Source organism: Thioalkalivibrio sp. ALR17-21 (assembly GCF_000420185.1).
GTDB lineage: Bacteria > Pseudomonadota > Gammaproteobacteria > Ectothiorhodospirales > Ectothiorhodospiraceae > Thioalkalivibrio > Thioalkalivibrio halophilus.
In genome coordinates this window covers 172,846-188,103 of sequence record NZ_ATUL01000002.1, presented here as the reverse complement: position 1 = coordinate 188,103, position 15,258 = coordinate 172,846, and the positions used below count along the sequence as shown (strand labels likewise).

14 protein-coding genes are annotated in these 15,258 nt (G+C 69.1%); 6 read left to right on the top strand and 8 right to left on the bottom strand.

The features are described 5' to 3' along the window. Nucleotides 1-186, bottom strand: a 186-nt coding sequence (locus G020_RS0101910) for a hypothetical protein (protein WP_029681184.1), incomplete at its 3' end; no start/stop codon positions are given. Nucleotides 187-394: 208 nt separating this feature from the next. Then, the gene (locus G020_RS0101905) at nucleotides 395-2,323 is read right to left on the bottom strand and encodes a thioredoxin domain-containing protein (RefSeq protein WP_024328439.1); all 1,929 of its coding nucleotides are present in this window, start codon (nucleotides 2,321-2,323) and stop codon (nucleotides 395-397) included. Between the two features lie 131 nt (nucleotides 2,324-2,454). On the opposite strand from G020_RS0101905, the gene G020_RS0101900 reads away from it, so the two are divergent. Genes G020_RS0101900 through G020_RS0101875 form a run of 6 tightly spaced genes read left to right on the top strand, consistent with a single transcriptional unit; the run spans nucleotide 2,455 to nucleotide 7,600 of the window. Then, nucleotides 2,455-3,450, top strand: a complete 996-nt coding sequence (locus G020_RS0101900) for a MerR family transcriptional regulator (protein WP_024328438.1) — start codon at nucleotides 2,455-2,457, stop codon at nucleotides 3,448-3,450. Between the two features lie 22 nt (nucleotides 3,451-3,472). Further along, nucleotides 3,473-5,035, top strand: a complete 1,563-nt coding sequence (locus G020_RS0101895; RefSeq protein WP_024328437.1) for a cryptochrome/photolyase family protein — start codon at nucleotides 3,473-3,475, stop codon at nucleotides 5,033-5,035. Beyond that, complete coding sequence (locus G020_RS0101890; RefSeq protein ID WP_024328436.1) at nucleotides 5,032-6,441, top strand: deoxyribodipyrimidine photo-lyase; 1,410 nt, start codon at nucleotides 5,032-5,034, stop codon at nucleotides 6,439-6,441. Before G020_RS0101895 ends, G020_RS0101890 begins: the two co-directional genes overlap by 4 nt. A gap of 42 nt (nucleotides 6,442-6,483) precedes the next feature. Further along, nucleotides 6,484-6,750 carry a hypothetical protein gene (locus G020_RS0101885; RefSeq protein ID WP_024328435.1) on the top strand — a complete coding sequence of 89 codons (267 nt, stop codon included), beginning with the start codon at nucleotides 6,484-6,486 and terminating at the stop codon, nucleotides 6,748-6,750. A 30-nt stretch (nucleotides 6,751-6,780) separates the two neighbouring features. Beyond that, nucleotides 6,781-7,203, top strand: coding sequence for a nucleotidyltransferase domain-containing protein (locus tag G020_RS0101880; protein WP_024328434.1), 423 nt, complete (start codon nucleotides 6,781-6,783; stop codon nucleotides 7,201-7,203). Beyond that, nucleotides 7,196-7,600: a DUF86 domain-containing protein gene (locus G020_RS0101875; protein WP_024328433.1), complete on the top strand. Its 405-nt coding sequence runs from the start codon at nucleotides 7,196-7,198 to the stop codon at nucleotides 7,598-7,600. The genes G020_RS0101880 and G020_RS0101875 overlap by 8 nt, the downstream gene beginning before the upstream one ends. A 21-nt stretch (nucleotides 7,601-7,621) precedes the next feature. On the opposite strand, the gene G020_RS0101870 is transcribed toward G020_RS0101875, so the two are convergent. From G020_RS0101870 to G020_RS0101845, 6 genes are all read right to left on the bottom strand, one after another. After that, complete coding sequence (locus G020_RS0101870) at nucleotides 7,622-8,947, bottom strand: MFS transporter (protein WP_024328432.1); 1,326 nt, start codon at nucleotides 8,945-8,947, stop codon at nucleotides 7,622-7,624. Between the two features lie 214 nt (nucleotides 8,948-9,161). Further along, on the bottom strand, nucleotides 9,162-10,649 hold the full coding sequence (locus G020_RS0101865; RefSeq protein ID WP_024328431.1) for a ribonuclease H-like domain-containing protein: 1,488 nt from the start codon (nucleotides 10,647-10,649) through the stop codon (nucleotides 9,162-9,164). Beyond that, nucleotides 10,646-13,063, bottom strand: coding sequence for a DEAD/DEAH box helicase (locus tag G020_RS0101860; RefSeq protein WP_024328430.1), 2,418 nt, complete (start codon nucleotides 13,061-13,063; stop codon nucleotides 10,646-10,648). The genes G020_RS0101865 and G020_RS0101860 overlap by 4 nt, the downstream gene beginning before the upstream one ends. Before the next feature lie 103 nt (nucleotides 13,064-13,166). Then, complete coding sequence (locus G020_RS0101855; protein WP_024328429.1) at nucleotides 13,167-13,658, bottom strand: hypothetical protein; 492 nt, start codon at nucleotides 13,656-13,658, stop codon at nucleotides 13,167-13,169. Further along, the gene (locus tag G020_RS0101850; RefSeq protein WP_024328428.1) at nucleotides 13,655-13,954 is read right to left on the bottom strand and encodes a nucleotidyltransferase domain-containing protein; all 300 of its coding nucleotides are present in this window, start codon (nucleotides 13,952-13,954) and stop codon (nucleotides 13,655-13,657) included. The genes G020_RS0101855 and G020_RS0101850 overlap by 4 nt, the downstream gene beginning before the upstream one ends. A 126-nt stretch (nucleotides 13,955-14,080) precedes the next feature. Next, the gene (locus G020_RS0101845) at nucleotides 14,081-15,175 is read right to left on the bottom strand and encodes a hypothetical protein (RefSeq protein WP_024328427.1); all 1,095 of its coding nucleotides are present in this window, start codon (nucleotides 15,173-15,175) and stop codon (nucleotides 14,081-14,083) included. Nucleotides 15,176-15,258 lie beyond the last annotated feature (83 nt).

Here is a 15,258-nt window from a genome sequence, read left to right as displayed (position 1 = left end):
CAGCGCCAGGCCCTGGTCGATCCAGTCGTCGGGGTCGAGATCGGGGCTGGGGTGGACCAGATCCAGGCTCAGGGTGAAGGGCCGGGACAGCGCCTCGTCGAGGGTGAAGCGGGTCACGGCGGGCAGGGTCCCGGGGTCCACCCCCGCACGCGCGAGGGTGAAGAACAGTCCGTTGCGAGAAGGCATTAACCACTCCGTGGTCAGGGCTTTGGTTGTCGTTGAACCCTCCCGTATGTGGACGCAGGAATCAAGGGAATAACTTCACAAAATCCTATCCCTCGCCTTTAAACAGGAGGCAGAAAGTTCTTACGACTGCAACGCCATGCTTCCCGAAGAGCAAAAACGGAAAGCGGAATGTCATCCACACGTTACTCAGGCCAGAATTCCATCCCATTCACCTTCGAACGTTGTCCCCGCGTTCCTCCAGCCACAGGATCAGGCCCGCGTGGTGCAGCGGATTGCTCTCGATGCCCTGCCCCGGCTCCAGCGGATAGTCGGCCAGCGCGGACTCCAGATCCGCATCCGCGGCGGCGTGTTCGGCCGTCAGCTGCAGGACGGCGGTGGTCCCCGACGGGCGGTGCACGGCCGGATGGAAACGCTCGGCGATCATGCCCGGCAGCGGCGGATCCTCGGTGGTGCGGAACCCGTCATCACCGGCGAAGCGCTCCCAGGCGGTACGCAGCAGGGCGCGCACCCGCTCGCCGTCTCCGCTGTCGGTGGCGGCGTCCCAGTCGTGCAGGCCACGCGCCACGTACGCGTAATCCGGGAGCGTGGCCGGGCCGGCCTCCTCGGCCGGCAGGCCCAGCAGCGCCGGCAGATCCTCCGGCTCGTCGGCGCGTGACGCCAGCCAGTCGCGCACGTCCCGGCCCATGGCCGCGTACTCCTCGCCCAGATCCTGACGCACCGCCTCGGCCAGCGCCGACAGCAAAAGCCCGTGGGCGCCGGTCAGCACCTTCTCGTCACGCGGCAGGCCGCGTTCCTGACGTGTCTCGATCAGCGCCTCGCGCCCCCGGTCGACGTAGTCGCGCACCCGCTCCTCGTCGAGCTCGAAACGCTCGGCCAGGGCCGCGGTGTCCATCCGGTCGGCTGGCAGATGCCCCGCGCTGAACGAAGGTGCGCGGTCCATGCCGAAGCGGGCCCGTACCAGATCCTGTTCGGGATGGTCTTCCAGCGCGGCCTCCAGCGCCGAGCCCGGCCACAGGTAGGCACCGCCCTCGCGGCCCTCGTCGTCCAGCGCCGACAGGCTGGAGGCAAAGCCCCGGAAATCGCTCTCCGGTGCGCCCGCCGCGCCGGGGTCGGAATCGCGCAGGGCCATCTCGCGGCCCACGAAATCGAGGGTCTCCAGGCCGATCCGCGTCCAGTCCTCGCGCCCGAAGAGCTCGCCAGCACGCAGGTAGACACGCGCCAGCTGCGCCTGGTCCTCGAGCATGATTTCGAAGTGAGGCGTCCCCCAGTCCGGGGTTTCCGAATAACGGAAGAAGCCGCCGCCCAGCACGTCGCGCAGCCCGGATCCGGCCATCTCTTCCAGAGTGATGCTCAGGAATTCCCCGACCCAGTCCGGCGCACGGGTGTCTTCCTGTGCGGTCAGCAGTGCATCCAGATAAGGGGAATGCGGGAACCTGGTCTCCTGCCCGAAGCCCCCGCCCAGATCATCCGCTTCGCGTTCCATGCGGCTCCAGAGGACATCCGGCAGGCGTGCCGCACGCTCCGCCGACAGGGGCTGCTCCCCGTCGCGCAGACGCTGTTCCAGCTCGCGCGAGCCGGCGGCGGCCAGTTCGGCCAGGCGCTCCTCATCCGCCGTCAGCCGCTCCACCACGCCGTCGAGGAAGTCGGCAAAGCCATCCCGCGGGGCATAGACCACCCCGGTCAGCGCATGGCCCTCGGGCATCACCACCACGTTCAGCGGCCAGCCGGCGCTGCCCCCGGTCGCGCGCTGGAACTCCAGCAGGTAGGTGTCCAGCGCGGTATGCACCTCTCGGTCCAGCTTGACCGGGATGAACTGCTCATTGAGCCGCTCGGCGATGCCCTGGTCGAGAAAGCTTTCCTCGTGCATCACGTGACAGTAATGGCAGGAGAAATAACCGCTGGAGATCAGCAGCGGCCGGCCGCTTTCGCGGGCCTCGTCCAGCAGGTCCCGATCCCAGGCCCGCCACTGCACCGGGTCCTCCGCGTGCAGACGCAGATACGGGGAAATGCTGTCGGCCATCTCCGGATTCGCCGGCTCGGCCGCCAGCGGATGGGCTCCGGCCAGGACCAGCGCCAGACCTGCCGCCAGAACCGCAAGCGTGCGGCGCATTTCGGACACGGGATTCATGAAACTCATGGCCTACCTCAATCCGGACGTGTAATGTCTGTGAGACTGCTCAAGTTGATCAAGCATTCCCTCGCGGAATTCCCGAGCCGGCATCCACCTTTTTCGTACATGGTCTGTACAGATCCTGTATAGTTCGGAGCATGGCCATCGCAACCGACAACGACTCGAACGAGCAGGCGGGGCTGTACCCGATCCGGCACGTCTGTGCGGAGACCGGCATCAATGATGTCACCCTCCGCGCGTGGGAGCGTCGGTACGGGCTCATCCGCCCGATGCGCACCCCCAAGGGGCACCGCCTCTACAGCGAGGAGGACATCCGGCGGGTCCGTCGGATCATGGAACTGCTGGACCAGGGCATCCCGGTCTCGCAGGTCCATCGCGTCCTCCAGCGCGACGAAGACGCTGCGGCGCAGGAACCCGCCGCCCCCGAGGGAGACGACGGACCGGCCTCGCCGGCACCCGGCCGGCGACCGGCGATCAGTGGCCCCGGGATTGCCCCGCATACCGCCGATCCCATCGCCGACGCGCTGTACCACGCGGTGGACCCGCTGGACGTGGAGCAGCTGGACCGCGCCTACGCGCGGCTGGTGATGCGTCACGGATGGGACGGGGTGCACGAACGCGCCTTCCTCGAGGTCTATCGTCAGTTGCGCGAGGAGTCCCGCCATTCGCCAGAGGGCGAGGTGCGCCTTGCGGTATTCTCCGCCTGGGCCACCGCCGCCCTGGCCGACCAGCTGCGCAATGCCCTGCGGGCCTGCGAAGGGCCTGTGGTGCCCTGCCTGGTGCTGGGCGGCGGTCATCAGCAGGTCGGCGGCATGCTGCTCCAGGTCAGCTGTGCCCGGCGCGGTCTCGCGACCCTGTCGTTGTTCGACGCAACCAGTGCGGCCGCGCTGGAGTCGCTGGTCGGCACCCTGGGTGCGCACGGGATTGTCCTGCACGGCTCGTCGCGCCTGCTGCGCAGCCCGGACCTCAATCAGGTGGAGGGAATCCTGGCGGCACCCGGAGCGCCGGTCTACCTGGCCGGCTCCGCCGCCCTCGAGCTGTCAAAGCTCGACAGCCAGCGCCCGGTGGAAATCCTGCCCGGCGCGCCCCTGGAAGCCGCCGACCGGCTCTGGCAGTATCTGGGCCGCGGCTGAACCCCTGGATGGGCCCGAGGCGATGGCGACGCCCCTGCGCACGCTGCTGATCGTCCTCGGCGACCAGCTGGCCCCCGAACACCCCGTCCTCGCCACCCTCGACCCGGCACAGGACGCCCTGTGGATGGCCGAGGTCACCAGGGAATCCACCCACGTCCCCTCGCACCGGGCCCGCACCGCGCTGTTCCTCGCGGCGATGCGCCAGTTCGCCGAACGCCGCCGCGCGGCCGGGCTGACCGTGCACTACCGTACGCTCGACTCCGCGCAGGGCCCGGAACAGGAACACCTCGGTGGGGCGCTGGAACACGACCTCGCACGTCTGCGACCGCAGCGCCTGTGCGTACTGCAGCCCGGCGAACGGCGCGTGCAGCGGGATCTGGAAGACGCCGCCGCACGCCACGGGCTGCGTCTTGAGATTCGCGAGGACCCGCATTTCATCGACACCCCCGAGGCCTTCGGCGGCTGGGCCGGGGCGCGTCGCGAACTGCGCCTGGAGCACTACTACCGCAAGCTGCGCCGCGAGCACGACGTGCTGATGGACGACGACCAGCCCGCAGGTGGCGCGTGGAACTTCGACGCCCAGAACCGGGGCAGCTTCGGCCGACAGGGCCCCGGCCTGATCCCGGAGCCCCTGGGCTTCGCGCCGGATGCCGTCACCCGGGAGGCGATCGACGATGTGCGCACCCACCTGCCGGACCTGCCGGGCGAGCTGGAGCCCTTCGACTGGCCGGTCACCCCGGAGCAGGCGCAGGCGGCGCTGGAGGATTTCATCCGGAACCGGCTGCCCGCCTTCGGCACCTGGCAGGACGCGATGTGGACCGATGCGCCGTTGCTCTACCACGCGCGGATCTCCGCCGCGCTCAACCTGCACCTGCTGGATCCGCGCGCGGCCATCCGCGAGGCCGAGTCCGCATGGCACGACGGGCACGCGCCCATCGAGGCGGTGGAGGGCTTCATCCGCCAGATCCTCGGCTGGCGCGAATACGTGCGCGGGCTGTATTTCCACTTCGGCGACGACTGGCACGCCTGGAACGCGCTGGACGCCCGCGAGCCGCTGCCACGGCTGTACTGGGACGCCGACACCGACATGACCTGCCTGGCGCAGGCGGTGGGCCAGACCCTGCGGCTGGGCTACGCCCATCACATCCAGCGCCTGATGGTCACCGGGCTGTTCGCCCAGCTGCTGGGCGTGGAGCCGCGCGCAATCCACGCCTGGTATCTGGGCATCTACGTGGACGCGGTCGAATGGGTGGAGCTGCCCAACGTGCTCGGCATGTCGCAGTACGCCGATGGCGGGCGCATGGCCTCCAAGCCCTACGTGGCCTCCGGGCGCTACATCCAGCGCATGAGCAACTACTGCCGCCACTGCCGCTTCGACCCGGCCGAGGCCACCGGCGAGCGCGCCTGCCCGTTCACCACCCTGTACTGGGATTTCCTCGACCGCCACCGCGAGCGCTTCGCCCGCCACCCGCGCACCGCGCTGCAGTGGAAGCACGTCGAACGCATGGAGCCCGAGCGCCTGCAGCAGATCCGCGACCGCGCGGGCGAGCTGCGCCGGCGCCTGCGCGAAGGAGACCGCCTGTGAGTACCCCGTCCCCCGCCCTCGTCTGGCTGCGCCGCGACCTGCGTCTGGCCGACCAGCCCGCGCTGCACGCCGCCCTCAGCCGCGGCGGCCCGGTGATCCCCGTGTACATCCACGCCCCGCACGAAGAAGCGCCGTGGGCCCCCGGCGCAGCGTCGCGCTGGTGGCTGCATCACAGCCTGCAGGCGCTGGCGGGCGAGTTCGACGCCCTCGGCGCCACGCTGACCCTGCGTCGGGGTTCGAGCCTCGAACAGCTCCGCGCGCTGGCGCGCGAGACCGGCGCCGGCGCGGTCTACTGGAACCGCCTGTACGAACCGGCGATCACCGCGCGCGATGCCACCATCAAGGCCGCGCTGCGCGAGGACGGCCTGGAGGTACACAGCTTCGCCGCCGCCCTGCTGCACGAACCCCGGGAGCTGGCCACCGGCCAGGGCACGCCCTACCGGGTCTTCACCCCGTACTGGCGCGCCGCCTGCAAGCGCGGGCTGGAACGCGACCCGCTGCCGGCCCCGACCCGCATCCCCGCGCCGCCGTTGCCCCCGGCCTCGGAGCCGCTGGAGGCCCTGGAGCTGCTGCCGCGCATCCGCTGGGACAGCGGGCTGGCCGCCGCCTGGAACCCGGGCGAGCGCGCCGCGCTGGAGCGTCTGCAGGGCTTCATCGAAGACGGCGTGGGCGCCTACACCGAACGCCGCGAGCGCCCCGACACCGACGGCACCTCGCGGCTGTCACCGCATCTGCATTTCGGCGAGATCGGCCCGACACAGATCCTGCGCGCCCTGCGTCAGGCCGGGCACGAGCCGACCGACGGCCCGGCCGAGCCCTTCGTGCGCGAACTCGTCTGGCGCGACTTCGCCCACCACGTGCTGTACCACTTCCCGCACACCCCGGAGCAGCCCCTGAACCCGCGCTTCGAGGCCTTCCCGTGGCGCGAGTCGGCGGAAGACCTGGAGCGCTGGCAGCAGGGCCGCACCGGCATCCCGGTGATCGACGCCGCCATGCGCCAGCTGTGGGAGACCGGCTGGATGCACAACCGCATGCGCATGGCAGTCGGCTCCTTCCTGACCAGGAACCTGCGCCTGCACTGGCATGCCGGGGCGCGCTGGTTCTGGGACACCCTGGTCGACGCCGACCTCGCCGCCAACACCCTCGGCTGGCAATGGGCCGGCGGCTGCGGCGCCGATGCCGCGCCCTACTTCCGCGTCTTCAACCCGCAGCGCCAGGGCGAACGCTTCGACCCCGACGCGGCCTACATCCGGCGCTTCGTCCCCGAACTCGCGCGCGCCCCCGCCCGCAACATCCACCAGCTGCGCCCCGGCCTCGCCGCCGACTACCCCGCCCCCATGGTCGACCTGAAACAGAGCCGCCAGGCCGCCCTCGATGCCTTCGCCACCATCAAGCAGAGCGGGTAGAATGGTATGCGATCCCATCAACCCAACAGCGAGAATCCGGCGATGAGCACCTTTTCGGAAGGCAACCTGCAGTACCCGCGCAACGTCTCCTACAACTTCAGCCGTTACGAAGACACCACCCCGGTGCGCGTGGAGGCCGAAGGCAAGCGCTACGTGGGCCAGCTGCTCAACCACGAGCCGCCCTACCGCGTGCGCGTGACCGAAGAGATCGTGACCCCCGGCAGCGCCCGTTTCATCCCGGTGCGCGAGATCCAGCTGCAGAGCCTCGACGGCGTGGAATACCTGCACAAGGGCCACCACGCGCACTGAGCCGGACACCGCGACCGCAGCAGCGGCCCGATGGAGCCCACGCCCCTGGTTGACCCCGGAACGCTTGACGCCGGGACCCTCGAACGGCTCGCCGACGACGACCCGCGGGTCGATATCCTCTGGCTGTACGGGTCCCGCGCCCGGGGCGAGGCGCGCCCGGACAGCGACTACGACCTGGCCGTCGCCTTCAACGAATTTCCGGAGGATGCCTGGGAGCGTCGCCTGCAGCCGGAACTGCTGGCGATGGACTGGGCGGAAGCGCTGGGGCTGCCATCCGACCGGCTCTCCGTGGTGGACATCAACCAGGCCCCCCTGCCGCTGGCGCGTGCCGTTGTGACCGGCGGTCAGGTCCTGTTCTGCCGCGACCCGCTGCGCCTCGCCCGCGAAGAAAACCGGATCGCATCCATGTGGGAACTCGACCACCAATACCAGACGCGACAGCGCCATGGATGACCCCTATCGCGACGCCATGCGCGAACATCTCGCGCAGCTGGCCGAAGAACTCGAGGAGATCGCGGGGCAGCTGCAGGAGGGAAAACGTTCGGCCATCCTCTACCGCGCCACCGAACGCAATCTGCAGCTGCTCATCGAGGCCTGCATCGGGATCGCCCGCAGGGCGCTCAAGGATCACGGGGCCGAAGTACCCACCGAAGCCCGCAGGGTCTTTTCGCGCCTGCGCACCCATGGCCTGGACCCCACCGACGCGGACTGGAACCGCATCGTCGGCATGCGCAATGCGCTGGTTCACGACTACCTCGACCTGGACCCGGAACGGATCGCCGAAGTCGTCACGACTGGAAAATACCGGGTGCTGCTGAAATTCGGCCGGCAGATGATCGACCCGGCTTGAGGTGCCCCGCCCTGCGGAGCTTCACGTGCCCGCGATGTGGTCGGGCGTGCGCACCGGGGCGGAAGCGATCAGGGCGATCACGAACAGCGCCAGACAGAACAGGATGGCGTTGGCCAGCCCGAGCCAGGTCTGCAGCAGGCCCAGCCCCAGCAGGCCGAAGATCGCCGCCGCCTTGGCCGCCAGCCCCCAGAACCCGAACCAGCGCCCGGCCTCGCGCGGCGGGGACATGATCGCCACCAGCGCGCGGCCGGCCGACTGCGCCGCCCCCAGGCTCAGCCCGGCGACCGCCCCCACCACCAGGAACACCTCCTGCGCCTCCACCGGGCGGCCCAGCAGCGCGGCCAGGGCATCCGCCACCGCGGGCGTGGCGTAGATCGCCAGGACCGCCAGGCACCACATGATCAGCGTCAGACGGTAGATCCGCACCGGCCCCGCGCGATCCTGCAGCCAGCCGAACCCGATCGCCCCGACGATCGCCGTGATCTGGGTGATCACGAACATCGTCACCCGCGTGGACTCATCCCACTCGATCACCTGCGATCCGTAGATGAACGTAAACGCGATGATGATGTAGATCCCCGCCATCAGGAAGAAGATCGACACGAACAGGCTGCGCAGCGCGCGATCCTCGCTCAGGCGCTGCAGCGCCAGCAGCACGCGCCGCCAGCCCAGCCCCAGCTGCACCCGGCGCGCGAGCTGGCGACGCGTGCCACGCTCCTTGAGGAACAGAAAGGTCGGCAACGCCGAGACCAGGAAGAACGCCGCCGCGAACGGCCCTACCCAGCGGATGCGGTCGAAGTTCTCCTCGGTCACCTCGCCCAGCAGTCCCAGCGCAAACGCCGTGGCCACCAGACCGCCCAGATACCCCAGACCCCAGCCCAGCCCCGAGATCCAGCCCAGCCGCTCCGGCGGCCCCAGATCCGGCAGGAAACTGGCAATGAACGACTCGCCGATGGCGTACCCGAAGTTGGAGGCGATGATCAGCGCCATGCCGAACCAGATCAGCCCCGGCTCGACGAAATACAGCAGTCCCGTGGTGACCACAGTCAACAGCCATGAGCTCAGCAGGAACCGCTTGCGCGTGGCCGTGGCATCCATGATCGACCCCGCCAGCGGCGCCAGCAGCACCACCATCCCGTAACTCACCGCCAGCGCCACGCTCCACAGCAGGTTGCCCAGGCGGTAATCCGGCCCGTCCCCCACGATCACGCGGGTGAACAGATCGCCGAAGATCACGGTGATGATCAGCAGGGTGTACGCCTGATTGGCGAAATCGAACATCGCCCAGCCGAAGATCTCCCGGCGGGGCGCCGGCGCCTTGGGCGGATAGCGCCGGATCAGCGGCATGTGGAGGCCGCCCCGATCATGGCGGTTGTGCGAACCAAACCGGAACACGGTCCGGGGAGGTCCACGGGTGCTCTGCCGCACCGGGCACGGCTGATGGTGATACCGCAGGAGGTTCGAAGGGACAACGACCGGCGCATGGCAAGCGACTCAGGCAGGCGGGACAGGGGCGATGCTAACAAAACCCCGTGCCCGTTCGCGGATCCGGCCCGGCCCGTCAGGAACCGGACAGCCGGCGCTGCAGGCGGGCGCACCGGGCATGCGCATCCGGTGCGTCCGGCAGGCGACGCGCCCACTCCAGGGCGGTCGCGGGGTCACGGCGCTGATGCTCGTGGTATTTGGCCAGGGCCTCGATGGCTTCCGGGTGTCCCTGTTCGGCCAGAGGCTGCCACAGGGCGACCGCGCGTTCCCGGACACCCGCGCGACGCCATTCCCGGGCGAGCCACAACCGCCCGGCGGGGGTCAGCCGTTGTTCGCATTGCTGCAGCAGCCGGCGGGCTTCCACCGGCCCCCGAAGCCGGTGCAGCAGACGCGCGGCGCCCTCGGGCGAAGCCAACTGCGCCGGCGGGTCGGCCAGCACACCGGCGAGCGCGGGACCCAGAACGGCCAGACTGAAGATATCGTCGGCATTGTGCCGCACCACACGCTGCAGCAAATCCGCCTGACCGAAGCGCAGATACGCCTGCCACGCCCACGGCGCGTCAGAACCGGGGAGGTCATCTGGGCGCTGCAGGCCCAGAAGCCGTTCTTCCGCGGTGCGCAGGCGGCAGTCGGGCCAGGCATGGCCATACAGCGCGCGTACCGGATGGAGAAAGTCGGTGTGGGCGCTGTCCGCCGGATCGTTTCGACGCTGCATGCGCCGGCGGTCGCGCAGCAGCGGCAGGTCGAAGGTCTTGCCATTGTAGCTGACCAGGCGCTCGCAGCCGGCCAGCGCGGCGTCCACCGACTCCAGCATGGTGGCCTCGCCGGCGAACGCGGTCATCAGCCACTGGCGCAGGCGCAGGCCCTCGCCGCTCGGGGTCGCCAGGCCCACCAGAAACGCCACGGTCCCGGCACCGCCGGCCAGCCCCGTGGTCTCGGTGTCGATGAAGCCCACCCGCTCGCCGGCCTCCCAGAACGGCCACACCGCCCCCAGGGCCTCCCCCAGAGCCAGCCGGCCATGTTCGTGCCCCGGTGGCAGCTCGCGATCCAGCAGGATCACGTGTTCGCCAATGCGACTGCCGCCGAGACGTTCGGCGAGTTCGTCAACGGATACGGCCGGGCCATTGGGACTCATGGCGGGCGCCGTCGCGCTGTTTGCCTTCCCGACTGCGGGGGGTACGGCGGACGGCGGGGCATCCTGCGGGCTGGGCGGTTTCGGCGCAGCTCCCATACGCCGGATCCGTTCGCGCAGCTCGGCCAGGGCGCGGGCGCGCTGCGGGCTTTCGCCCTGCCCGGTCGCTGGCGCCCGACCTTCGCGCACGGACCCTTCGTTTCCCGACGTACCCCCCGGATCTGCGGAGGCGTCCGTCATCGAACCGGTTTCTTGCCCGGATTCGGTCCCGGGGGCCGTCCCGCCTGCGGCACCCGCAGGGCCGGCTTCCGAACCCCCCGGGGCCGTACCGGAGGGTCCGGCCCCGTCCCGGACAACCTCGTCCGCGGTGCGCCGTTCCGGGGTCACGCCGGCCTGCCGTCGCAGGGTGTTCAGCCGGTCGGACAGGCTCATGCCGCCGCCCCCTCGCCAAGGGCCTCCAGCACGGTCAGCGCCGCCTGTTTGGGCGAGAACCCGCGCACCTCGTCGCTGGCGAGAATCGGGCCGATGCAGGCGGGACAGCCATGGGCACAGCCGCAGTTGTGGATCAAGGCCAGGGCGTCGCGGACCACCCGCGCCCGCGCATCGAACAGCGGCGACGACAGCCCCACGCCCCCGGGATAGTTGTCGTACAGAAACACCGCCGGTCGGAAGCGCGCTTCCTGCTCGGGGTCGCGCTCGCCGCCGTCGAGGGTGCGCAGCTGTCCCCGCCCGCCGGCCCCCACGGTGGCAAACCAGCGGGCGTCGCCGTCACCCACCGCACGACCGAGATCCTGCGGTTCCGACATCACCACCAGCGCGGCGACGTGATGCATCGCGTAGGCCGCGCCGAGAAAGCCGTCCAGCGCCTCGTGGCGGGAGGCAAAATGCTCCTCCAGCGCCTCCGGCGCCATCTGCCACCACACCGAGGTGGTGTGCATCTCCTGATCCGGCAGATTGATATTGCCGTAGCCAATGTTCTCGTGGGTGTAGTAGCGGATCTTCTTGTAGCCCGGGATGCGGCGGACAATGTGCACCTCGCCGCGCGCGGCCTCCCCCTGCCCGGCCGCGCTGCGCTCGAAGTCGTCGAGGATCTTCAGCCGGGTGTAGTCGATGGCGTCGGTGTAGTAGTCGGCGCGGGTGCGGGTGACAAAGGCCTTGCGCCCGTCCCAGTCGAGGTGCTCGACCTGGTAGGGCACCGCCTGCACCAGATAGATCGCCCCCTCGTACAGGGTCTCGGCGGCGCTGGAGAAGTCCACCTCGGCGATGATGTTCTGCTGCCCGTCGCTGGTGTCCACCACCACGAAGTTGCCCTCGGCCACCGAGCGCAGGCTGACGCTCTGCGCCGGGTAGCTGTCCTCGGTCCAGTGCCAGGTGTCGGACTCGCGGTGCAGCACGCCCTCCTCTTCCAGGTAGTCGAGCAGGGCCTCCAGGTCCTCGCCGCCGAAGGTCTCGCCGCGCCGGAACGGCAGCTCGAAGGCGGCGCAGCGCACGTGGTCCAGCAGGATCAGCAGCTGGTCCGGGGCGATGCGCGCCTGCTCCGGCGACTGCCCGAGGAAGAACTCCGGGTTGCGGATGATGTACTGATCCAGCGGCTCGGAGCTGGCCACCAGCACGCCCAGCGACGGCCGGTTGCGCCGTCCGGCGCGGCCGAGCCGCTGCCAGGTGCTGGCGATGGTGCCGGGGTAGCCCGTCAGCAGGCACACGTCCAGGCTGCCGATATCCACGCCCAGCTCCAGCGCGGAGGTGGCGATCACGCAGTCGACGTTGCCGCCGCGCAGGGCCTTCTCGGTCTCGCGGCGTTCGTTCGGCAGATAGCCGCCGCGATACGCGGCCACCCGCGCCGCCTTGCGCGGGTCGTTGTCGAACACGTCCTTCATGTAGCGGGTGATGATCTCCACCATCAGCCGCGTGCGCGCGAAGATGATGGTGGACAGCTTCGCCCGCATGGCCGTGCGCGCGATACGCGTGACCTGCGAGCGCGCCGAGGCGCGGATGCCGAGATCGGCATTCACTACCGGCGGATTCCACAGCAGCAGGTGGCGTTCGCCGGCCGGCGCGCCGCTCTCGGTGATCGCCTCCACCGGTGCGCCCACCAGCCCTTCCGCCAGCTCCTGCGGGTTGGCGATGGTCGCAGAACTCAGGATGAACACCGGATCCGCGCCATAGAAGCGGCAGACCCGGCGCAGCCGGCGCATCACGTTGGCCACATGCGAGCCGAACACCCCGCGGTAACTGTGGGTCTCGTCGATGACCACGTACTCCAGGCTCTCGAAGAACTGCGCCCACTTGGTATGGTGCGGCAGCACGCCCTGATGCAGCATGTCCGGGTTGGTCACCACGATGTCGCCGCGCGTGCGCACCGCCTTGCGCGCATCGCCCGGGGTGTCGCCGTCGAAGGTATAGGCACGCACACCCAGATCACCGGCCTCGTTGAGCTCCATCAGCTCGGCCACCTGGTCCTGTGACAGGGCCTTGGTGGGGAACAGATACAGCGCCCGCGCCTTGCGCTCGCGCGCCGCCTGCAGCACCGGCAGGTTGTAGCACAGGGTCTTGCCCGAAGCAGTGGGCGTCACCACCACCGTGTGATGCCCGGCGCGGACCTCGTCCCACGCCGCACGCTGGTGGCTGTACAACCGCTCGACGCCGCGCGCCCGCAGCGCGGTGGCGATCGCCGGATCGAGGTCGTCGGGGATGGGCGCGGTGCTGGCCGGCCGCGCGGGCATCACCAGCTCGCCGGTGATCCGCTTGCGGTAACGCGCCTTCAGCCGCTCGGCCAGCCGGCGCGCGCCCTCCACTCCGGAATCGGCTTCGGGGACATCGGATGGCGGGCGGGCCGATTCGGGCACGGAATGCTTCTCACGGGAGCTGACCACTGGCGATCTTAGCCCGCAGAACCAAAGGCGGACAATGACATGACAGGGCCACCGTGATCTCTAAACGGGTCGTCTGTCATGTCTCCGCAATGGTCCAGCCGCGGGCGCGCATGTCCGTCAGGAATGCCTGAACGACAGACTGCAACGTCGGCACGAATTCGTGCCCCGTTTGCAGGGCATCGGCAAGGGTCGCTGGATCCTCGATATATTCGTGCACCATCTGGTTGCGCAGTTTCCGCATGGCCAGCCAGTCGTCACTCGAAGGCATCAGCCCCAGTTTTTCGGCTCGGTCAAGGTTGTCAATGGCGGCGCCAACATGTTCTCCCAGCGCTTCGAGGTAGAGCGGGAGCAGTTTGTCCCCCAGGGTATCCTGAAGGCGGCCAAATCGGCTGACAAAGGCTTCCACTCGTTCGGCCTCGTCTACTTTCTCGGCGAGGTCGCGCGCACGGGCCGGGGTGAATGGCTCGTTGAATACGCGCTGGTCGGTGGTCAGAAGATGCTGTTGCTCACGCTGAACGACACGCGCGAGAAACCGCAGACGTTCCAGTTGTTCGTGCCCGAGCTTCACAGAAGCTGCCCTTCTCTTTCGGCAATGTCATGAACCGGGCTCCGGGTGATGTTCGGGGCGGAGAGGACAACGTCCACTGCACGTCCCTGGAGCCGGCGGCTGATCATGGCCGAGAGACGGGCGGAAAGCATGGCCGGTCGCTCGACCGGGTCATCCAGCTCAACCAGCACGTCGACATCGCCACCTCGCCCCGCATCGTCCAGACGCGAGCCAAACAGCCGAACACGGGCGCTGGCACCGCATTCGCGGCGCACGACCTCGCGGATCGCTTCTATATGCTCGGGACGAAGACGCATTCCGTTGATTGTAGGCCAGCCGGTGCCCCCCTCCAAACGGAGGGTCGGCTGATCGGGGCACATCCGTGTGCCTCGGCGAAACAGCGATAAATCCGGGTCGATAAACCCGGGTCGATGAACCGGTGTTTACCTAACGCCCCGATCCGGGGCGTCCCGCCCACGATCTTCGGGATCCTGCTCGCCAGGGCCTGTTGTCGGGGCATCACCGTCAGCCCCTTCACCACCACTGCTGGCGGCACCGGCCGTCGCCATATCGTCCGTCTCATCGGAACGCCCGGAGCCGCCCGTCCAGGCCGCGGCCTTCTGCCGCATCTCGCCGAACTTGCCGGTCAGTTTCTCCAGCCGCGCCTCCCATTCCGGGTCGGGCTCCTGTCCCTCGGTCACGCGGTTGAACACCTGCATCAGCGCGACCATGCCGACCGGCTCGATCACCGCCTGCTTCACGCCCCAGGCCAGCACCAGGGCGATGATCACCGTCAGCGGGCCGGCCAGCGCCGGGATCAGCGCCACCAGGCCGGCGACGGGGGCAAGGATGACGAGAAACACGAGGAAGGTCATGCCCCAGATGAAGAAGGCAAGGAAGAATGCATTCTTCAGAAACGCCTTGTAGTTCTGCGCATACAGGATCAGCGCGGTGCGGCTGGCTGCCCACGGGTTCTCGGCCCGGGTGCGGATGTTGTAGGCGAGGATCACCTCGTCCAGATAGGTGAGCGACAGGTTGATGACCGTGTTGATGAAGCTCGCCAGACCCTTCGTACCGGGCAGAGGGATCAGCGCCGCAATGCTGAAGAAGGCCCGGTTGAAGACCTTGAGCACGCCCTTGATCAGCTGATCCACCGCGAACAGCACCGAGGCCTGGGCAAAGCGCTCTTGCACCACCTCGCGCGCGTGCTCGATCTGGCCGCGGCCCTGCGGCAGCTCCTGCCCGTCCATGCGCTCCACCAGTACCGCGATATGCCCGGCCTTCACGATGTACAGCAGATATTCGCGGAAGAAGTACACCACCGCGCCCACCAGGCCGAAGCCGATGAAGCCGCCCCACAGGCCGAACACCCCCGGATTGTCACCAATGTAGCCGATCCCGTAGCCGAGCCCCGCACCGACCCCCGTGCCGATCACGTACACCAGCGTGATCCCCACGTAGATGACGAACCGGAACACCAGAAACGGTGCGGTACTGCGCAGCAGACCCAGGGTCTCCCGCATGCTGAAATCTTTCATGGCCCTCCCCCCGGAGATGATTTTGCCGTCGCCTCCCAGCATCGCGCACCGGCTCCAGCCTGTCCCCCTCCGGACGGAGGGGA